This window comes from Streptomyces olivochromogenes (genome assembly GCF_021538895.1).
In the GTDB taxonomy this organism is placed as follows: Bacteria; Actinomycetota; Actinomycetes; order Streptomycetales; family Streptomycetaceae; genus Streptomyces; species Streptomyces olivochromogenes_A.
In genome coordinates this window covers 1-19,464 of sequence record NZ_JADDRL010000051.1, presented here as the reverse complement: position 1 = coordinate 19,464, position 19,464 = coordinate 1, and the positions used below count along the sequence as shown (strand labels likewise).

The following is a 19,464-nucleotide window of genomic DNA, read 5'->3' as shown; positions in this document are numbered from 1 at the left end:
ACGGTGCCTCGCGGCGGTGTTGTCACTCGTTCGTGAGCGGGTCGGCTCACTTGTCGAGTGACGCCAGCGCCTTCTTGACCAGGGCCGTCCGGTCGGCCGCCGCGGGGACCTGCTCCAGACCGAAGCCCAGCAGCACGGTGTCCTTCGTGGTGACCGCTCCGTACGTCTTGAACAGGACTCCGGTGCGGGTCCAGTCCTTCAGGACCGCCGGGCTGCCGGCGGGCGGTCCGGCCACGCTCCAGGGACCCAGTGACGACTCGAAGCCCTCGGTCTCCTTCGCCGTGCCGCCGACCACGAGCGAGGCGTCGTCGGCGAGGACGCCGTGGCCGCCGCTGCCGGGGTCGGTGATGTAGCTGATCGAGACCTGGACGGACGTGCCCGCGTAGGCGCTCAGGTCGAAGCCGACCTGCTGCCAGCCGCTGGAGCTGCCGGTGAGGCTGTTCCAGGAACCGGTGGTCCCGGTCGCCGCGCAGGCGTTGTCCGCGAGCGTCAGATAGTGCTTGAGCCACGGGTGCTCGCCGATCAGGAATCCGGCCCCGCACTCCGCCGGGACGGCGGTGCTGGTGGCGCCGCCCGTCTCCGGGAGGGTCGTCCAGTCGTGGGCGCCGACGGTGTGCGCCTCGATCACGGCGTGGTCGTAGCCGGGTTCGGTGTCCCACAGCAGCCGGGTGCTGAGGGTCGGCTTGTCGGCGGCGCCGACGCCGGTCAGGTCGATGGTGCGGGTGAGGCGCTTGTAGGCGTCGTCGGTGTGGACCGCGGCGGCCATGGCCGAGCCCGCGAACGGTCCGTACGGGTTGACGGTTCCGGCGAACTGGCCCGCCCCCGCGCTGGCGAACTGCGGGTACTTGGCCACGGACAGCTCGTCGGAGGTGACGCCGTAGGTCCCTGCCTTGTCGAGCGCGTTGCCGGGAGCGTCGCCGAGGGCGCCGGTGAAGCCGCCGAGGTTGCCGGAGCCGGTGAAGCCGGTGGCTCCGGGGGTCGAGGTGCGCGAGTAGGCGCCCAGGTAGTACTGGCTGAAGTCGTCCGACGGGGTGCCGTCGGCGAGTTTCACGCTGCCACCGGCCAGTTCGCCGGCCTCGATCAGCCTGCCGCCCTCGTTCAGGTAGGCGCGCAGCTGGAGCTGGGTGTCGTTGCCGGGGCCGGTCGCGCCCGAGTAGTGCACGACGGTCCTGAAGTACTTGAGCACGGCGAGCGCGTCGGGCGCGCCCTGGGTGGCGACGTCCCAGACGATCGCCCTGCGGCCGTTCGCCTTCAGCGCGTCCACGTACTTCTGGGCCTGTGTGGCGGCCGCGCCCTCCTCGGCGACGACGAGGGTGTCCGCGCGCGGCCGTTCGGCGACGGTGTAGGTGAAGTGCGCGCTGGAGACCTTCTTGCCGCCTGTGGCCCGGCCGGTGAACCACACCTCGACCTTGTCGCCCGGCGCACCGTCCTGGACCTTGGCCCGGTACTCGTCGAAGTAGAGGTTGTCGTCGCCGCCGTAGGTCTCGCCGCCCTTCCAGGGCCGCAGCGCCCGGTCCTGCGTACGGCCGCCGTTGACGCGGTACTTGAGCTCCTTGTCGCGCACGGACTTCCGTACGACGACCGAGACCTGCTGGTCGGCGCCGCGGGCGTACGACGTGGAGAACGTCGCCGGGGTGAAGTCGGCGGCGCTCAGGCCGACCGAGGAGACCGGCCGGTCGGGGTGGGCGGCGGTCTCGGCGACGGAGAGCGCGAACGGGACGTTCTTCTGGAACTCCTGCTGGATCAGCTTCTCGTCGTCGGGGAAGTTGAAGACCGACTGGCAGTCGGAGGCCTTCCAGGCGTCGTTCGGGTCGAGGTTCGAGGCGGTCTGACAGGTCGACATCTCGGGGGTGAACATCGACATGCCGTTGACGTTGGACGCGTGGCCGTCCGCCTCGCCGTTGGTGGTGTACAGCTCCGAGGAGACCTGCGGGTGGTAGCCCGGGACCGCGGAGTGCTCGGGGGTGCCGGCGAGCGCCTTGTACAGGACGTCGTCCGGCGTCGGGGTGGCCACCTGCCAGCCGACGCCGTAGAGGAGCAGTTCGGCGGCCGAGTGGTAGTTGATGCCGTACGTGAAGCCGACGCGCTTCTCGAAGGCGTCCAGCGCCCGGGTCTCCGGCTCGGACCCGGGGCTCGCGCCCCGGTAGGTCTGGCTGGTCGGGTTGGGGGACGAACCCTCGTCGTCGTAGCCCCACTTGTAGGCGAAGTTGCGGTTGAGGTCGACGCCGTCGCCGGTGGAGATGACACCGTCGCCGTTGACGTCCCTGAGGTTCTTGCGCCACAGGCGGGTGTCGGAGTTCTGGAAGGTGTAGTCGTAGCCGTCGGGGTTGGCCGAGAGGACGAACCACAGCTCGGTCGAGTCGACGATCTTCTTGATCCGCTTGTCCGTCTTGTAGTTGTCCAGGTAGTAGTGCATCAGACGCCGGGTCATCTCCGGCGTGATCCACTCACGGGCGTGCTGGTTGGACATGTACAGCACGGAGGGCTTCGAGCCGTCCTTCGACTTCTTCGCGTTCCGGGTCAGTTTGAGCGCGAGGATGTCCTGGCCGTCGACGGTCTTGCCGATGGACTCGACCTTGGTGAGATCCGGGTGGGCCCGACCGGTGCCGACGATCTCCTGCTCCAGACCGCCGCTTGCGCTGTACGGGCGGAACACGCCCTGGGCGGCGTCCTCGACGCGCGCCTCGGCCTTGGCCGAGAGCGTGTGTTCGGTGAGGTCGACGCCCTGCTTCCGCAGTTTCCCGGCCTGTTGGTCGGTGAGGTAGACCTCGACGGCGCTCCGGCCGTTCCCGGCCGGCCGTGCGTCCAACTCGTGGCCGTCCTGGCCCGCCTGGAGCAGCAGGGGTATCTGCTTCTGGGTGACTTCGGCGCGGAAGACCTTGACCTCGTCGGGGTCGGACGGGGAGGAACTTCCGCTCTGCGCCTGGGCTATGGGCGCAAGGCTCGCTCCGCCGAGCAGGAGCGCGCCGACAGCGAGGATCGATCTCGCTCTGTGTCTCATGAACCCCCCTAGCGGTGGTCCGCCACGGCGGCGAACAGGTTGCCAGGCTCATGTCAGTCCATGATCGAGTCAAGAGCGCCTCAAAGACACACAAACGCCGGTGCCGACACCCAAACGGGCGTCGGCACCGGCCAGTTGTCCTGCTTCGTTCACCCCGCCAGGTTGTCGGCGAGCTCCTCGGAGAGGTTGGCCTCCGTGCCCGGGATACCCAGGTCGGAGGCACGCTTGTCGGCCATCGCGAGCAGTCGGCGGATCCGGCCCGCCACGGCGTCCTTGGTCAGCGGCGGGTCGGCGAGGGCGCCCAGTTCCTCCAGGGAGGCCTGCTTGTGCTCCATGCGCAGCCGGCCGGCGGCCGCGAGGTGCTCGGGGACCTCGTCGCCGAGGATCTCCAGGGCGCGCTGCACACGGGCACCGGCGGCGACCGCCGCGCGCGCGGAGCGGCGCAGGTTGGCGTCGTCGAAGTTGGCGAGCCGGTTGGCCGTGGCGCGGACCTCGCGGCGCATCCGGCGCTCCTCCCAGGCGAGCACGGACTCGTGCGCGCCGAGGCGGGTCAGCAGGGCGCCGATCGCGTCACCGTCACGGACGACGACCCGGTCCACTCCGCGCACCTCGCGGGCCTTCGCCGCGATCGACAGCCGGCGGGCGGCGCCGACCAGCGCGAGCGCGGCCTCGGGACCGGGGCAGGTCACCTCCAGGGAGGAGGAGCGGCCGGGCTCCGTGAGCGAGCCGTGCGCCAGGAACGCCCCGCGCCAGGCCGCCTCCGCGTCGCAGGTGGCCCCGGAGACCACCTGCGGGGGCAGGCCCCGGATCGGCCGGCCGCGGCCGTCGACGAGACCCGTCTGGCGGGCCAGCTGGTCGCCGCCCGCCACCACGCGCACCACGTAGCGCGAGCCGCGGCGCAGCCCGCCGGGCGCCATCACGATCAGCTCGGAACTGTGCCCGAAGATCTCCAGGATGTCCCGCTTGAGCCGCCGGGCCGCCATCGCGGTGTCCAGCTCCGCCTCGATCACGATGCGCCCGCTCACCAGGTGAAGGCCGCCGGCGAACCGCAGGATGGCGGAAACCTCCGCCTTCCTGCAGCAGGTCCGGGTGACGGGGAGCCGGGAGATCTCGTCCTTCACCGCTGCCGTCATCGCCATGGGCCGATCCTTCCATGCATCCGAAAAATACGGTCGTACGCGGCGGCCAGCAGCTCCGGGTCGTGCCGGGGGCTTCCGTCGGTCCGGGCCACCGGCGCCAGCTCGACCGCGGCTCCGAGCCGCTTGGCGGCCTCGGTGAGCGAGTCGCGGTCGGGCACCGCGGCCTCGTCGGCCAGCACCACGTCCAGGGCGAGTTTAGGGGCGTGTCGCCCCAAAACCTCCAAATGACGCTGCGGGGAGAAGCCCTCGGTTTCTCCGGGCTGCGGGGCGAGGTTCAGCGAGAGCACCCGGCGCGCCTTGGTCTCCGTGAGCGCGTCCAGGAGCTCGGGCACGAGCAGGTGCGGGATGACCGAGGAGAACCAGGAACCGGGGCCGAGGACCACCCAGTCGGCGTCCAGGACCGCGGCGACGGCCTCGGGGACCGCGGGCGGGTCGTGCGGCACCAGGTGCACGGACTGCACCTCGCCGGGGGTCAGGGCGACGGTGGCCTGCCCACGGACGGTGTCCACCTCCTCCGGCCGCTCCGGGTCGTGCCCCTTGACCAGGGCCTGGAGCTCCAGCGGCACGGCGGACATGGGCAGCACGCGCCCGTGCGCGCCGAGCAGCTTGCCGACCAGGTCGAGGGCCTGCACATGGTCGCCGAGCTGCTCCCACAGGGCGACGATCAGCAGGTTGCCGACCGCGTGGTCGTGCAGGTCGCCCTTGGAGTGGAAGCGGTGCTGGATGACCCGGGCCCAGGTCTGGCCCCAGTCGTCGTCTCCGCACAGCGCGGCCAGCGCCTTGCGCAGGTCGCCGGGCGGCAGCACGCCCAGCTCGTCGCGCAGGCGCCCGCTGGAGCCGCCGTCGTCGGCCACGGTGACGACGGCGGTGAGGTCGCCGGTGATCCGGCGCAGCGCGGCGAGCGAAGCGGACAGGCCCATGCCGCCGCCCAGGGCGACCACCTTGGGCTGGGCGCCACGGCGGCGTGCCCGGCCGCCGCGGCGCTCGGCCGGGCGGGCCGTCCGGGTCTCGGACCCGGTGCGGACCGGGCGTGCCTCGGGGACCATCCGGCGCAGCCTGCCCAGCCGCGGAGTGCGTTGCGTCATTCCCGTCCCATGTCCCGGTGCACGACCACCGTCTCCACGCCCTCGGCCGCGAGCCGCGCGGCGAGCTTCTCCGACATGGCGACCGAGCGGTGCTTGCCGCCGGTACAGCCGATGGCGATGGTCACATAGCGCTTGCCCTCGCGCCGGTAGCCGGCCGCGATCAGCCGCAGCAGCTCGGCGTACCGGTCGAGGAACTCCTTGGCTCCGGGCTGGTTGAAGACGTAGGCGGCGACCTCCTCGTTGAGGCCGCTGTACGGGCGCAGCTCCGGGACCCAGTGCGGGTTCGGCAGGAACCGCATGTCGGCGACCAGGTCGGCGTCGACCGGCAGGCCGTACTTGAACCCGAAGGACATCACGGTGGCCCGCAGCTCCGGCTCCTCCTCGCCGGCGAACTGGGCGTCCATCTTGGCCCGCAGCTCGTGCACGTTGAGGCTGGAGGTGTCGATCACCAGGTCGGCGTCGCCGCGCAGCTCGCGCAGCAGCTCGCGCTCGGCGGCGATGCCGTCCACGATGCGGCCGTCGCCCTGGAGGGGGTGCGGGCGGCGCACCGACTCGAAGCGTCTCACCAGGGCCTCGTCGGAGGACTCCAGGAAGACGATGCGGCGCGTGACGCTCTTCGCCGCCAGGTCCGCGAGGGATTCGCGCAGGTTGTCGAAGAAGCGGCGGCCGCGTACGTCGACGACGACCGCGATCCGCGCCACGTTGCCCTGGGAGCGGGCGCCGAGCTCCACCATGGTGGGGATCAGGGCGGGCGGCAGGTTGTCGACGACGAACCAGCCGAGGTCCTCCAGACACTTGGCCGCCGTCGACCGGCCGGCTCCGGACATGCCGGAGATGATCACCAACTCGGGGATGGCCGCCTCGGGGACCCCGGCCGCGGTGGTGTCCGTACTCACCTGTTCTCCGTTTTCCTGAACCGCCTGCTGCGGCTGGTCCTCTCCCGTTTCCCTGGGCGCCTGATCTCGCTCGGCTGTGGGCTGTGCGTCGTGCTCGGTCATGTCTCCTGCCCCCGTCGTTCGTCCCGGGTGCCCGCGGTCACGGGCTCCCCCGAGGAACCCGCCGTCGTATCGGGTTCCTCGTCATCCATGATCTCTCCAGTCGCCGTGTTCACGGCGGGCGCGGCCGGAGCCGCCTGGGCGAGGGCCGCGGCGATGGTCTCGGCCGTCTTGCGGCCTATCCCGGGCACCTCCTGGATCTGGTCGATTGTCGCGGACCGCAGCTTCTTCACCGAGCCGAAGTGCTTGATCAACGCCTGTTTGCGTGTCTCGCCGAGGCCCGGCACGTCGTCCAGGGGACCGGCCCGGAAGCGCTTGGCCCGCTTGGTGCGCTGGTACGTGATCGCGAACCGGTGGGCCTCGTCGCGCACGCGCTGCAGCAGATACAGGCCCTCGCTGGTGCGCGGCAGCACCACCGGGTCGTCCTCCCGCGGCAGCCAGACCTCCTCCAGGCGCTTGGCGAGGCCGCAGACAGCGATGTCGTCGATGCCGAGATCGTCCAGGGCGCGCTGAGCAGCGGCGACCTGCGGCTGTCCGCCGTCGACGACGACGAGCTGGGGCGGGTAGGCGAACTTCCGGGGACGGCCGTCGTCGTCCTTGAGGCCGTTGGTCGAGCCGTCGCCGTCCTGGAGGACGTTCGTCGAGCCTTCACCGGCTTGGAGACCGTCGGCCGAGCCGTCACCGTCCTGGAGACCGTTGGCCGAGCCGGTCTCGTCCGCCCACTCGCCGGTCCGCTCCTTCTCGGCGAGGTAGCGCCGGAAGCGGCGGGTAATCACCTCGTGCATGGAGCGGACGTCGTCCTGCCCCTCGAAGCCCTTGATCTGGAAGCGGCGGTACTCGCTCTTGCGCTGCAGCCCGTCCTCGAAGACGACCATGGAGGCCACGACGTCGTCGCCCTGGAGATGCGAGATGTCGTAGCACTCGATCCGCAGCGGGGCGCTGTCCAGGTCCAGGGCCTCGGCGATCTCCTCCAGGGCGCGCGAGCGCGTGGTGAGGTCGGAGGCGCGCTTGGTCTTGTGCAGGACGAGGGACTGCTGGGCGTTGCGCTCGACGGTCTCCATCAGGGCCCGCTTGTCGCCGCGCTGCGGGATGCGCAGCGACACGTTCGAGCCGCGCCGGCCGGTCAGCCACTCCTGCACCGGCTCCACCGGGTCGGGCAGGGCCGGGACCAGGACCTCCTTGGGGACGGCGTCCCCGGTCTCCTCGCCGTACAGCTGCTGGAGGGCGTGCTCGACGAGGGCGGCCGTGGTGACCTCCTCGACCTTGTCGGTCACCCAGCCGCGCTGACCGCGCACCCGTCCGCCGCGCACGTGGAAGATCTGGACGGCCGCCTCCAGCTCGTCCTCGGCGACCGCGATCAGGTCGGCGTCGGTCGCGTCGGCGAGCACGACCGCGCTCTTCTCCATGGCCTTCTTCAGGGCCCCGATGTCGTCGCGCAGGCGGGCGGCCCGCTCGTACTCCATCTCGTCGGCCGCCTCCGTCATCTGCCTTTCGAGACGGCGGAGGTACGTGCCCGTGCGCCCGGCCATGAAGTCGCTGAACTCCTCGGCGAGTTCGCGGTGTTCCTCGGCGGAGATCCGGCCCACGCAGGGCGCGGAGCACTTGCCGATGTAGCCGAGCAGGCAGGGGCGGCCGGTGCGGGCGGCGTTCTTGAAGACACCCGCCGAGCAGGTGCGCACGGGAAAGACGCGCAGCAGCAGGTCGACCGTGTCCCGGATCGCCCACGCGTGCCCGTACGGGCCGAAATACCGGACGCCCTTCTTCTTGTGACCGCGCATCACCTGTACGCGCGGGAACTCCTCGTTCATCGTCACCGCGAGGTAGGGGTAGCTCTTGTCGTCGCGGTACTTGACGTTGAACCGGGGGTCGAATTCCTTGATCCAGGAGTACTCCAGCTGCAGCGCCTCGACCTCCGTGGACACGACGGTCCACTCGACGGACGCGGCGGTGGTGACCATCGTCCGGGTGCGCGGGTGCAGGCTCGCCAGGTCCTGGAAGTAGTTCGCCAGGCGCTGGCGCAGGCTCTTCGCCTTTCCGACGTAGATCACCCGGCGGTGCTCGTCGCGGAACCTGTAGACCCCGGGAGAGTCCGGAATCTCTCCCGGCCTGGGGCGGTAGCTGGAGGGGTCGGCCATGTCTCACACCCTACTGGCGAGCGGTGACACTCCGGCGGGCCTGTGGACAACGCCGGACAGCCGGGCGCGGGCGGCCCCGCATGAAGGGGTCACGGCTCAGCCAGGTGCGCGGCCCCCTTGGGCACGAGGTGTTGTCGGGGCTTGGTCAACACGCTTCAATGCGGGGGAACTCGGGCCGTGAACGACGGCGTCCGGATACGGCGTACGGCTGCGCAGACGCCCCGGCGCCGACGGGGTGGCCCCGAAGCACCACGCGAACGGTCTGACCAACCGTAGTGAACCTTCACAGAGAGGCCCCTCGGCATGCGGCACGCCACACAGCACGCTGACGTCGCCACCGCGGAACTGGACACGGCCCTGCGGGGCGGCCCCTTCCACATAGCGCTGCGCGCCGCGATCGCCGCCCGCGGACTGCCGCTCCAGCGGGTGCAGCACCATCTGTCGCGGTACGGGGTCCGGGTGGGCGTCACCAGCCTGAGCTACTGGCAGCAGGGCGCCCGGCGCCCGCAGCGCCCGGAGTCGCTCCGGGCCGTACGGGCCCTGGAGGAGATCCTGCAGCTGCCGGACGAGTCGCTGATACGGCTGCTCGCCGAGGCCGACGAGCACACGGCCGCCCGGCGCCCTGCCGTCCGCTCGTACCGCTCCCTGATCGAGGCCTCCGGCGTCCTGGACCGGCTCCTGGCCGACCTCGGCTGGTCCCTCGACGGGGGCCTGCACACCCTCGGGCACCACGAGCGGGTGCGCATCGGAGGCCGCCGTGAGCTGGCCGGACGCGAGTCGCACCACATCGTGCGGGCCCACCGGGACGGCGTCGACCGGTTCGTGGCCGTCCACCACGGCGACCCGGGCTGCGCGCCGGAGCGGATGCGGGTGCACGCCCTGGAGAACTGCCGCACGGGACGCGTCCGCCTGGACCGGGACACGGGCGTCCTCGTCACCGAGTTGCTCTTCGGCACCCGGCTGCGGTCCGGCGACACCTTCCTCTTCCGGTACGGCGTCGAGGACGGCACGGCCGGGATCTCGCGCGAGTACGTCCACGGCTTCGGCTTTCCCGGCGGCCAGTACGCGCTCCAGGTGCGCTTCGACCCCGCCGCGCTGCCGGCGCGCTGCCACCGGTTCGCCCAGCACTCGGCGGCGGCCCCGCGCAGCGGCCGGCAGGAGCTGCCGCTGAGCGGGGTGCACCGCTCGGTCCACCTGGTCGAGCCGCGGGTCCGGCCCGGCCTCGTGGGGATCGGCTGGGACTGGGAGTGACCGCTCCGACGCGCGGTGCCGTCGACGGCTCCGGGTGAGGGGATCAGGCGCCCGGGCCCGCCACGAGCTTCCCGTTCGCGGCCTTGACCGACAGCTCGTTCAGCGGCTCGGTGGCCGGGGCCTGGACCACCTTTCCGGTCACGGCGTCGAACTCGCTCCCGTGGCACGGACAGATCAGCTTCGTGCCCTCGAGCTTGTTGATGGCGCATCCCGCGTGCGTGCAGATCGTGCTGTACGCCTTGAGGGTGCCGTTGCCGTCCCGGCTGACCACCACGTTGTGGTCCCGGTACAGCTTGGCGCCGCCCTTCGTGACCTCGCTCTCGGCCCCGAGCTCGACCGGCCCGGTCGGCGTGGCGTCGGCCGTGACGCCGCCTCCCACTCCCGCGCAGGCGGTCAGGCCGAGTCCGGCGAGTGGAGTCACGGCGGCTCCGCGCAGGACGGTACGACGGCTCGCGGGGGATCGGCCGGGCATCAGGGTCTCCACTGGTCGGGGGCGGTGCAGGCCGACGATACCCGGGGGCGGTCCGCCCGCCGGGCGCCGGGTGGGGACGAGGGCTGGATGACTCGTAAACGTTTGCGCAAGCGTTTACGTCAGACGCTGGATGGGATACCGTCCCGGCCAGAAGGCCCCCACCGCGGCGCAGGGAGACAACGCGATGCCCACCATGGCCGACGTCGCACGGAGCGCCGGAGTCTCCGTGGCGACCGTCTCCCACGTACTGAACGGCACGCGCCCGGTGCTGCCCCGCACCCGCCAGGCGGTGCTCGACGCGATCGACGAACTGGGCTACACGCCCAACACCCTGGCCCGCTCCCTGGTGACCTCCCGCACCCGCTCCATCGGGCTCGCGGTGTCGGCGATCAGCAACCCGTACTTCACGGAGATCCTCCAAGGTGTCGAGGCCGGTGCCCTGGAGGAGGGCTACAGCCTGCTCATCGCCGACCCGCACGACGACCCCGAGCACGAACGCAAGGTCGTCCAGCTGCTCCACGAGCGACGCGTGGACGGCATGATCGTCGCCCCGTCCGCGGACCCGCGCGGGCTCCTCGCCTACCTGGGCCGCCACTGCGTGCCGACCGTGTTCCTGGACCGGGTGGTCGACGCCCACGCCGACGCCGGCGGCGACGTGGGCGTCGACGTGGGCGTCGACGGCGGAGCGCGCTTCGACCAGGTGTGCGCCGAGAGCACCGAACCGATGGCCCAGCTCGTCACCCACCTCTCCGGCCTCGGCCACCGCAGGATCGGCCTGGTCGCCGGCCTGCCCGGGCTGAGCACCACCGGCGAAAGGATCACCGGCTACCGGCACGGCCTCGCCGCGTCCGGGCTGCCGTACGACGAACGCCTCGTCGTCCCCGGCAACTCCGCGTCGGCCGGCGCCGAGCAGGCCACGGCGGCCCTGCTGTCCCTGGCCACTCCGCCGACGGCGCTCATCACCGCCAACAACGCGATGACCATCGGCGCCCTGAGGGCCTTGCGCGAGCGAGGACTGTCCGTGCCGGACGACATCGCCCTGTGCTGCTTCGACGACTTCGCCTGGGCGGACCTGTTCTCGCCCCGGCTCACCGCGATCGCCCAGCCCAGCAAGGAGATCGGCGCGCAGGCCGTGCGGGTGCTGCTCGACCGTCTGGCCGCGCCGGACGCGCCCGCCCGGACCGTGCGGCTCCCCTGCGCCTTCGTCCACCGGACCTCGTGCGGCTGCCCTGATCGGCACACGGCGTCCGCGGGGCGCGAGCAGCTCGACCGACCCGAACAGCCCAGGAAAGGAACCGTCTCGTGATCGTCGTCGCCGGTGAGGCACTGATCGACCTGGTACCGCAGGGCACGGGTGCCCTCGCCGGCCTGAAACCGGCGCTCGGCGGCGGACCGTACAACACGGCCCTGGCCCTCGGCCGCCTCGGCTCCCCCACCGCCTTCTGCTCCCGCACGTCCCACGACGCCTTCGGCGAGGCCCTGCTCGACGGGCTGCGCGGGGCGGGCGTCGACGTCTCGGGTGTCCAGCGGGGCACCGAACCGACCACCCTCGCCGTCGCCACCGTCGACGGGAACGGCTCGGCCGCCTACTCCTTCTACGTCGAGGGCACCGCCGACCGCCTGTTCGCGGCCCCCGCCGTCCTCCCCGCCACGGCGCGCGCGGTGTCCTTCGGCACCTGCTCGCTCGTCCTGGAACCGGGAGCGAGCGCCTATGAGGAGCTGATGCGGAGCGCCGCCGGCCAAGGCCTGTTCACCGCGCTCGACCCCAACATCCGGGCGGGCCTCATTCCCGACGCGGACGCCTACCGGGAGCGCTTCAAGGGCTGGCTGCCCTCGGTGACGCTGCTGAAGCTCTCCGCGGAGGACGCCGAGTGGCTGGGCGGCACCCCGCGCGAGTGGCTGGCCGCGGGTCCCTCGGCCGTGGTGATCACTCGGGGCGGCGACGGCCTCACCGTCTTCACCCGGGACGGCGTGGAGCACTCCGTGCCGGGCGAGAAGGTCGAGGTCGTGGACACGATCGGGGCCGGCGACACGGTGAACGCGGCCCTGCTGCACGGTCTGTCCGCCCAGGACGCCCTCTCCCCCGAGGCGCTCGCGGGGCTGGGCGCCGACGGCTGGACCCGGCTGCTGCGGTTCGCGGCCCGCGCGGCGGCGATCACCTGCTCGCGGGCGGGGGCGGAGCCGCCGTTCGCCGCCGAACTCGGGGAGTTCTAACCGAAACGCACGGCGCCCCGCGGACAGTTGCCGCGGGGCGCCGTTCTCTTCGTTCTTCCGGGACGCGTCAGGGCGTGCGCGTCGCTGGGCTCACGCCTTGCGGGCCCGCGTCGTCTTCTTCGCGGGTGCCGCCTTCTTGGTCGCCCCGGCGGCCTTCGAGGTCGCCGTGTTGTTGGCGGCCTTGGTCGTCCGGGCCGTGGCCGTCTTCCGCGCCGTCGAACCGGCCGCGACCGTCTTCTTGGCCGCCGCCTTGCGTGGGGCCTTCACCGAGGCCGCGTCGCTGATCCGGTCGGCGCCGAGGATCTCGCGCAGGAACTTGCCGGTGTGGCTGGCCGGTACCGCGGCGACCTCCTCGGGCGTGCCCTCCGCGACGACGAGTCCGCCGCCGGCGCCGCCCTCCGGCCCCATGTCGACGACCCAGTCGGCGGTCTTGATCACGTCGAGGTTGTGCTCGATGACGATGACCGTGTTGCCCTTGTCGACGAGGCCGGCGAGGACCTTCAGCAGCTTGCTGATGTCCTCGAAGTGCAGACCGGTGGTCGGCTCGTCCAGGACGTAGACCGTGCGTCCGGTGGAGCGCTTCTGCAGCTCGCTGGCGAGCTTGACGCGCTGTGCCTCACCGCCGGACAGGGTGGTCGCGGACTGGCCGAGGCGGACGTAGCCGAGGCCGACGTCCTTCAGCGTGTTCAGGTGGCGGGCGATCGACGGGACGGCCTCGAAGAACTCGGTCGCCTCCTCGATCGGCATGTTCAGGACCTCGGAGACGGACTTGCCCTTGTAGTGGACCTCCAGCGTCTCCCGGTTGTACCGGGCTCCGTGGCAGACCTCGCACGGGACGTAGACGTCCGGGAGGAAGTTCATCTCGATCTTGATGGTGCCGTCGCCCGCGCAGTTCTCGCAGCGGCCGCCCTTGACGTTGAAGGAGAAGCGGCCGGGCAGGTAGCCGCGGACCTTCGCCTCGGTCGTCTCGGCGAACAGCTTGCGGATGTGGTCGAAGACGCCGGTGTACGTCGCCGGGTTGGACCGCGGGGTGCGGCCGATGGGCGACTGGTCGACGTGCACGACCTTGTCGACGAGGTCGTCGCCGTCCACGCGCGTGTGCCGCCCGGGGACGTTGCGCGCGCCGTTCAGCTCGCGGGCCAGGTGCGTGTACAGGATGTCGTTGACCAGCGTCGACTTGCCGGAGCCGGAGACACCCGTGACGGCCGTGAAGACGCCCAGCGGGAAGGACACGTCGATGTCCTGCAGGTTGTTCTCACGGGCGCCGTGCACCGTGAGGCGACGGGAGGGGTCCTGCGGGCGCCGGATGTCGGGCAGCGGGATCGACTTCTTGCCGGACAGATACTGACCGGTCTGCGACTCGGCGTTGGTCAGCAGTTCCTTGAGGGAGCCGCTGTGCACGACCTTGCCGCCGTGCTCGCCCGCGCCGGGGCCGATGTCGACGACCCAGTCGGCGACCTTGATGGTGTCCTCGTCGTGCTCGACGACGATGAGCGTGTTGCCCATGTCGCGGAGCCGGACCAGGGTCTCGATCAGCCGGTGGTTGTCACGCTGGTGCAGGCCGATGGACGGCTCGTCAAGGACGTACAGGACGCCGACGAGGCCGGAACCGATCTGGGTGGCCAGGCGGATGCGCTGGGCCTCACCGCCGGAGAGCGTGCCGGCCGCTCGGTTCAGCGAGAGGTAGTCCAGGCCGACGTCGACCAGGAACCGCAGCCGCTCGTTGACCTCCTTCAGCACCCGCTCGGCGATCTTCTTGTCGCGGGCGTTGAGCTTCAGCTCGCCAAGGAAGTCCGCGCAGTCGCTGATCGACATCGCGGAGACCTCGGCGATCGACTTCTCCATGATCGTGACCGCGAGGACGATCGGCTTCAGGCGCGTGCCCTCACAGGTGGGGCAGGGCACCTCGCGCATGTAGCCCTCGAAGCGCTCACGGCTGGCGTCGCTCTCGGCCTCGCTGTGCCGGCGCTTGACGAAGTGGACGGCGCCCTCGAAGGGGGTGGTGTACACGCGCTCGCGTCCGTACCGGTTGCGGTAGCGGACCTCGATCTGCGTCTTGTGGCCGTGGAGGAGCGCCTTCTTGGCGCGCTGCGGCAGACCGGCGAAGGGGATGTCGGTCCGGAAGCCCAGCGCGTCCGCGAGGGCGCCGATCAGGCGGCCGAAGTAGTCCTTGGTGTGCCCGTGCGACCAGGGGTGGATGGCGCCCTCGTCGAGGGACTTGTCCTCGTCCGGGACGATCAGCTCCGGGTCGACCTCCATGCGCGTGCCGATGCCGGTGCACTCGGGGCAGGCGCCGAAGGGCGAGTTGAAGGAGAAGGAGCGGGGCTCCAGCTCCTCGAAGGAGAGGTCGTCGTACGGGCAGTACAGGTGCTCCGAGTACATGCGCTCGCGCTCGGGGTCGTCCTCGGGGAGGTCGACGAAGTCGAGCACGACCATGCCGCCGGACAGGCCGAGCGCGGTCTCCACGGAGTCGGTGAGGCGGCGCTTGGCGGAGTCCTTCACCGTCAGGCGGTCCACGACCACCTCGATGGTGTGCTTCTCCTGCTTCTTGAGCGTGGGCGGCTCGGAGAGCTGGATCGTCTGGCCGTCCACCCGCGCGCGGCTGTAGCCCTTGGTCTGGAGGTCCGCGAACAGGTCGACGAACTCGCCCTTGCGCTCGCGCACCAGCGGCGACAGCACCTGGAAGCGGCTCCCCTCCGGCAGCTCCAGGACCTTGTCGACGATGGCCTGCGGCGACTGGCGCGAGATCGGGCGGCCGCACTCGGGACAGTGCGGCTTGCCGATGCGCGCGAAGAGCAGACGCAGGTAGTCGTAGACCTCGGTGATCGTGCCGACCGTCGAGCGCGGGTTGCGCGAGGTCGACTTCTGGTCGATGGACACCGCGGGCGACAGGCCCTCGATGAAGTCGACGTCCGGCTTGTCCATCTGGCCGAGGAACTGGCGGGCGTACGAGGAGAGCGACTCCACGTAGCGCCGCTGCCCCTCGGCGAAGATCGTGTCGAAGGCCAGCGAGGACTTGCCCGACCCAGACAGGCCCGTGAAGACGATGAGCGAGTCGCGCGGCAGGTCGAGCGAGACATTCTTGAGGTTGTGCTCGCGCGCGCCACGGACGATGAGACGGTCGGCCACGCCGGTCCGCACCTTTCTTGAGAGAAGTGACAGGGGCGGGGCCCCCGTGCGTCTTCAGACTAGGGGGAGCCACTGACAACGCCGGTCGGATTCCAGGTTCCACAACAATCCCCGGCCATCCAGCATGCCCGACGCCACCCTCGACCATATAGCACGCGCATTCGATTTGCGGTGGCGGTCCACCACCTTCACCCGAAGGAGTGGCGGAGCTAGGGTCGGCCTCATGATTGATCACGCGCGTGACCTGGCGTCTGTACGCGACGCGACCGAACGCCTGCTGACCGCAGCCGCCACTTTGGACAACGCCTCCGTCGCCGAGCCGTCACGGTTGCCCGGCTGGACCCGCGGCCACATCCTCGCCCACCTCGCCCGCAACGCGGACGCGCTCGTGAACGTGCTCCAGGGGCGTCCGATGTACGCGTCCGCACAGGCCCGGGACGCCGACATCGAGCGGGACGCCCCGCGCCCCCTCGACGTCCAGCTCGCCGACCTGCGCGAGACCGCCGCCAGCTTCCAGGAGACCGGGGCCGCGCCGGCGGACTGGTCGCGCACGGTGGAGCTGCGCAACGGGGTCACCGACTCGGCGTCCCGGGTGCCGTTCCGGCGCTGGGTCGAGGTCGATCTGCACCACGTGGACCTCGGCATCGGCTACGAGCTGGAGGATCTTCCTGCGGAGTTCGTGGAACGGGAGATCGACTTCCTCACGGAACGCTTCGGCGGGCACGAGACCGTGCCCTCGACCAGCCTGACCAGCGAGGACGGCCGGATCTGGACCACCGGCGGCGGTGCCGGGGGCGACCCGGTCGCGATCGAGGGGCCGGCCACCGAGCTGCTCGGCTGGCTCTCCGGGCGTCGCGACGGGTCCGGGCTGACGGTGAAGGGCGGTGCGCTGCCGGCGCTGCCTCCGCTCTAGCGCGCCGCCAGTGCTCGTGCAGTACGCCTGCAGTGCCTGTGCAGCACGGGTACAGCACCTGGGTCGCTCCCCCGCTATAGGCTGATCGTCATGACGTACAGCGGCGAAGTGACGGTCGGCGGACCGGCGGACGTGCACGAGCTGAAGGACCTGATGATCACCAAGATCGCGGTCGGTCCGATGGACAACAACGCCTATCTGCTGCGCTGCCGGGCCACGGACGAACAACTTCTGATCGACGCCGCCAACGAGGCGCGGGCACTGCTGGGCATGATCGGTGACGACGGCATCGCGTCCGTCGTCACCACGCACCAGCACGGTGACCACTGGCAGGCGCTCGCCGAGGTCGTGGCGGCCACGGGTGCCCGGACGTACGCGGGCCGGGACGACGCCCCCGGCATCCCGGTGCCGACCGACGTCCTCGTCGACGACGGGGACGTCATCCGGGTGGGGCGCGTCGAGCTCACCGCGCGCCATCTCGTCGGGCACACGCCGGGGTCCATCGCGCTGGTCTACGACGACCCGCACGGCCACCCGCACGTCTTCACCGGGGACTGCCTGTTCCCCGGTGGCGTGGGCAACACGCGCAAGGACCCGAAGGCGTTCGCCAGCCTGATCCACGACGTCGAGACGAAGATCTTCGAGGCGCTGCCGGACGAGACCTGGGTCTACCCGGGCCACGGCAACGACACCACGCTGGGCGCGGAGCGACCGCACCTGCCGGAGTGGCACGCGCGCGGGTGGTGAGCGGGCGCGCGTACTGAACGGGCACGCATGGTCAACGGGGCGCGCGTGGTCGGCAGACGTGGGAGACCCGCGCGCGGGCAGTGAGCCGGCGCAGTCGGCTCGCGCGCGGGTGCAGTGCGCGCCTGCCCGGCGCGCACTCTGAACACACGCCCCGCGTGGGCTCGTTGTGCGCGCCCCGTGTGAATCGTTCACACGCGCCGGTGGTCCGTGCGCGCTCCCCTGGCCCGTCCGTGCGCAGTCAACTGGAAGCAGCCCCGCGCAGGATGACGGCTCCTGAGCGGTAGGGGCCGCCGGCCTTCCGATCCCCGCCCTCGGCCGGCGGCCCAGGCGCAAGCCCGGTCGTCCGCGCAACCCTAGGCGTCGGCCTGCGCGGCCCCCACGAGCGCCGCGACCCGCTCCACGGCGAACACGTACCCCTGCACGCCGCACCCCGCGATGACGCCGTCGGCGCGCAGGGAGACGTACGAGTGGTGCCGGAACGACTCACGCCGGTGGATGTTGGAGATGTGGACCTCCAGCACCGGCATCCCGTCGCAGGCGTTGAGCGCGTCCAGAATCGCGACCGACGTGTGCGAGTAGGCACCGGGGTTGATGATGATCCCGCAGTGGCCGAGCCGCGCCTCGTGGATCCAGTCCACCAACTCGCCCTCGTGGTTGGACTGCCGGAAGTCCACCGTGCCCCCGTGCACGGCCGCCGCCGCGGCACACAGCACCTCGACGTCGGTGAGCGTGTCCTTGCCGTAGATCTCCGGCTGGCGCTGGCCGAGCAGGTTCAGGTTGGGCCCGTTGAGGATCATGATCGGGGCGTTGGCCAGGGTGCGGGGCACGGTTCCTCCGGTCCGTTCGGGTGCGCGGTCGGTACGGGACCGCTGCTCAGACCCGGTTTATCACGGTGCGGCGGCCGAGCGAGGGGCCCTACGCTCCGGCCATGACCCTGCCTTCGTACCCTCCCAAGCCCGCGCCCGGCGACCGCATCGCCGTCATCTCGCCCTCGTCCGGCCTGCCCGGGCTCTTCCCGCGCCCCCACGAACTGGGCCTGCGGCGGCTGCGCGAGGAGTACGGACTGGAACCGGTCGAGTATCCGACGACCCGGAAGATGGGCGCGACACCGCAGGAGCGCGCCGACGACATCCACGCGGCGTTCGCCGACCCGGAGATCAAGGCGGTCATCGCCACGATCGGTGGCGACGACCAGATCACGGTGCTGCCGCTGCTGGACCGGGAGTTGATCCGGGCGAACCCGAAGCCGTTCTTCGGAATGAGCGACAACACGAACCTGCTCATGTTCCTGCGCAACACCGGGATCGTCGGCTACCACGGAGCGACGGTGATGTGCGAGCTGGGCCGCCCCGGCGCCCTGAACCCGCACACCGCCGAGTCGATCAGGGCGGCCCTGTTCACCTCCGGCGCGTACGAACTCCGGCCGGCCGAGCGCTGGAACGACGTCAACCGCGACTGGGCCGACCCGGCGACCTTCGACGCGGAACCCGAGACCCGGCCCGGCACCGGATGGACCTGGCTGAACGCGGACCGGGTGGTCGAGGGCCGCGGCTGGGGCGGAAACCTGGAGATCCTCGGGTGGTTGCTGATGGCCGACCGCGAGATCGCGCACGACCTCGACGAGTACGACGGCGGCGTCCTGTTCCTGGAGACCTCGGAGGAACTGCCGAGCGGCGCGGAGGTCTTCCGGACCCTGCGGAACCTCGGCGAGCGCGGCCTGCTGGAGCGGTTCTCCGCATTGCTGATGGCCCGCGCCAAGACCTGGTCCTTCGAACAGCCCAACAGCCCCGAGGAGGCGGCGCGTTACGCCGCCGAACAGCGCGAGGCCGTGCAGTGCGCGCTGAAGACGTACGCCCCCGACATGCCAGCCGTCTTCGATGTGGACTTCGGCCACACCGATCCCCAACTCGTTCTCCCGTACGGCGGCACGATCCGCGTCGACGGCCCGGCCCGGCGCATCACCGTCACCTACTGAAGATCGCCTCACCACCGTGCGCCCCCGTAACCCACGGTGACGCTGGGTAGTTGACGCGACATGCACGATGTACGCACCGTAAGGGCACCCTCCATGCTGCGGCTCGCGGCGGCTTCGCTCGCCGGGACCGCGATCGAGTTCTACGACTTCTTCGTCTACGGGACAGCGGCGGCCCTCGTCCTGGGGCCGCTGTTCTTCCCGACGTTCTCGCCGGTGGCCGGGACGCTGGCGGCCTTCGCGACCTTCGGCGTGGGGTTCGTGGCCCGGCCCCTGGGGTCGGTGCTGTTCGGGCACATCGGGGACCGGCGCGGGCGGCGGCCGGTCCTCGTCGCCTCGCTGCTGCTCACCGGCGCCTCGACGGTCGCGGTGGGCTGCGTGCCGTCGTACGGCGCGATCGGCGTGAGCGCT

At 71.3% G+C, this 19,464-nt stretch carries 15 protein-coding genes; 7 read left to right on the top strand and 8 right to left on the bottom strand.

Translation table 11 applies throughout. The annotated features are described in order from the left end of the window. Window positions 1-46: 46 nt before the first annotated feature. The 5 genes from IPZ69_RS24895 to uvrC all read right to left on the bottom strand — a co-directional run bounded on the left by IPZ69_RS24895 (window position 47) and on the right by uvrC (window position 8,355). Window positions 47-3,001 (bottom strand): M14 family metallopeptidase, encoded by a 2,955-nt coding sequence (locus IPZ69_RS24895; RefSeq protein WP_235456621.1) that lies wholly within the window; start codon window positions 2,999-3,001, stop codon window positions 47-49. 149 nt (window positions 3,002-3,150) lie between these two features. Then, window positions 3,151-4,140, bottom strand: a complete 990-nt coding sequence (gene whiA, locus IPZ69_RS24890; protein ID WP_030642347.1) for a DNA-binding protein WhiA — start codon at window positions 4,138-4,140, stop codon at window positions 3,151-3,153. Further along, entirely contained in the window at window positions 4,131-5,225 is a 1,095-nt protein-coding gene (locus IPZ69_RS24885; protein ID WP_235456620.1) for a gluconeogenesis factor YvcK family protein, read from the bottom strand. The genes whiA and IPZ69_RS24885 overlap by 10 nt, the downstream gene beginning before the upstream one ends. Then, complete coding sequence (gene rapZ, locus IPZ69_RS24880; protein WP_235456618.1) at window positions 5,222-6,223, bottom strand: RNase adapter RapZ; 1,002 nt, start codon at window positions 6,221-6,223, stop codon at window positions 5,222-5,224. Before rapZ ends, IPZ69_RS24885 begins: the two co-directional genes overlap by 4 nt. Beyond that, window positions 6,220-8,355, bottom strand: a complete 2,136-nt coding sequence (uvrC, locus tag IPZ69_RS24875; protein ID WP_235456615.1) for an excinuclease ABC subunit UvrC — start codon at window positions 8,353-8,355, stop codon at window positions 6,220-6,222. Before uvrC ends, rapZ begins: the two co-directional genes overlap by 4 nt. 303 nt (window positions 8,356-8,658) lie before the next feature. Between uvrC and IPZ69_RS24870 the strand changes: the two genes are divergently transcribed. Next, on the top strand, window positions 8,659-9,606 hold the full coding sequence (locus tag IPZ69_RS24870) for a hypothetical protein (RefSeq protein ID WP_235456614.1): 948 nt from the start codon (window positions 8,659-8,661) through the stop codon (window positions 9,604-9,606). Window positions 9,607-9,649: 43 nt separating this feature from the next. On the opposite strand, the gene IPZ69_RS24865 is transcribed toward IPZ69_RS24870, so the two are convergent. Continuing rightward, a complete protein-coding gene (locus IPZ69_RS24865) occupies window positions 9,650-10,078 on the bottom strand; it encodes a Rieske (2Fe-2S) protein (RefSeq protein ID WP_235456612.1) in 429 nt (142 codons plus the stop codon). A gap of 184 nt (window positions 10,079-10,262) precedes the next feature. Between IPZ69_RS24865 and IPZ69_RS24860 the strand changes: the two genes are divergently transcribed. Together IPZ69_RS24860 and IPZ69_RS24855 are read left to right on the top strand one after the other, a co-directional pair. Then, window positions 10,263-11,384: a LacI family DNA-binding transcriptional regulator gene (locus IPZ69_RS24860; protein WP_235456611.1), complete on the top strand. Its 1,122-nt coding sequence runs from the start codon at window positions 10,263-10,265 to the stop codon at window positions 11,382-11,384. Beyond that, complete coding sequence (locus IPZ69_RS24855; RefSeq protein WP_235456609.1) at window positions 11,381-12,292, top strand: carbohydrate kinase family protein; 912 nt, start codon at window positions 11,381-11,383, stop codon at window positions 12,290-12,292. Before IPZ69_RS24860 ends, IPZ69_RS24855 begins: the two co-directional genes overlap by 4 nt. Before the next feature lie 90 nt (window positions 12,293-12,382). Here the strand turns inward: IPZ69_RS24855 and uvrA are convergent, their stop codons facing one another. Then, the gene (uvrA, locus tag IPZ69_RS24850; protein WP_235456608.1) at window positions 12,383-15,421 is read right to left on the bottom strand and encodes an excinuclease ABC subunit UvrA; all 3,039 of its coding nucleotides are present in this window, start codon (window positions 15,419-15,421) and stop codon (window positions 12,383-12,385) included. Between the two features lie 223 nt (window positions 15,422-15,644). Here uvrA and IPZ69_RS24845 point away from each other — a divergent pair, with 223 nt between their 5' ends. Both IPZ69_RS24845 and IPZ69_RS24840 read left to right on the top strand, forming a co-directional pair. Continuing rightward, window positions 15,645-16,334: a maleylpyruvate isomerase family mycothiol-dependent enzyme gene (locus tag IPZ69_RS24845; RefSeq protein ID WP_235456606.1), complete on the top strand. Its 690-nt coding sequence runs from the start codon at window positions 15,645-15,647 to the stop codon at window positions 16,332-16,334. A 90-nt stretch (window positions 16,335-16,424) separates the two neighbouring features. Beyond that, a complete protein-coding gene (locus IPZ69_RS24840; protein WP_235456603.1) occupies window positions 16,425-17,081 on the top strand; it encodes an MBL fold metallo-hydrolase in 657 nt (218 codons plus the stop codon). A 353-nt stretch (window positions 17,082-17,434) separates the two neighbouring features. Here the strand turns inward: IPZ69_RS24840 and aroQ are convergent, their stop codons facing one another. After that, the gene (gene aroQ, locus IPZ69_RS24835; protein WP_235456601.1) at window positions 17,435-17,908 is read right to left on the bottom strand and encodes a type II 3-dehydroquinate dehydratase; all 474 of its coding nucleotides are present in this window, start codon (window positions 17,906-17,908) and stop codon (window positions 17,435-17,437) included. A 101-nt stretch (window positions 17,909-18,009) separates the two neighbouring features. On the opposite strand from aroQ, the gene IPZ69_RS24830 reads away from it, so the two are divergent. Beyond that, window positions 18,010-19,056: a S66 family peptidase gene (locus tag IPZ69_RS24830; RefSeq protein WP_235456598.1), complete on the top strand. Its 1,047-nt coding sequence runs from the start codon at window positions 18,010-18,012 to the stop codon at window positions 19,054-19,056. Window positions 19,057-19,149: 93 nt separating this feature from the next. After that, a partial coding sequence (locus IPZ69_RS24825; protein ID WP_235456671.1) for an MFS transporter occupies window positions 19,150-19,464 on the top strand: 315 nt, incomplete at its 3' end.

Coding starts and splice junctions, on each gene's coding strand:
- IPZ69_RS24895 (WP_235456621.1), bottom strand. CDS start 3,001: ATGAGACACAGAGCGAGATCGATCCTCGCTGTCGGCGCGCTCCTGCTC.
- whiA (WP_030642347.1), bottom strand. CDS start 4,140: ATGGCGATGACGGCAGCGGTGAAGGACGAGATCTCCCGGCTCCCCGTC.
- IPZ69_RS24885 (WP_235456620.1), bottom strand. CDS start 5,225: ATGACGCAACGCACTCCGCGGCTGGGCAGGCTGCGCCGGATGGTCCCC.
- rapZ (WP_235456618.1), bottom strand. CDS start 6,223: ATGACCGAGCACGACGCACAGCCCACAGCCGAGCGAGATCAGGCGCCC.
- uvrC (WP_235456615.1), bottom strand. CDS start 8,355: ATGGCCGACCCCTCCAGCTACCGCCCCAGGCCGGGAGAGATTCCGGAC.
- IPZ69_RS24870 (WP_235456614.1), top strand. CDS start 8,659: ATGCGGCACGCCACACAGCACGCTGACGTCGCCACCGCGGAACTGGAC.
- IPZ69_RS24865 (WP_235456612.1), bottom strand. CDS start 10,078: ATGCCCGGCCGATCCCCCGCGAGCCGTCGTACCGTCCTGCGCGGAGCC.
- IPZ69_RS24860 (WP_235456611.1), top strand. CDS start 10,263: ATGCCCACCATGGCCGACGTCGCACGGAGCGCCGGAGTCTCCGTGGCG.
- IPZ69_RS24845 (WP_235456606.1), top strand. CDS start 15,645: ATGATTGATCACGCGCGTGACCTGGCGTCTGTACGCGACGCGACCGAA.
- IPZ69_RS24840 (WP_235456603.1), top strand. CDS start 16,425: ATGACGTACAGCGGCGAAGTGACGGTCGGCGGACCGGCGGACGTGCAC.
- IPZ69_RS24830 (WP_235456598.1), top strand. CDS start 18,010: ATGACCCTGCCTTCGTACCCTCCCAAGCCCGCGCCCGGCGACCGCATC.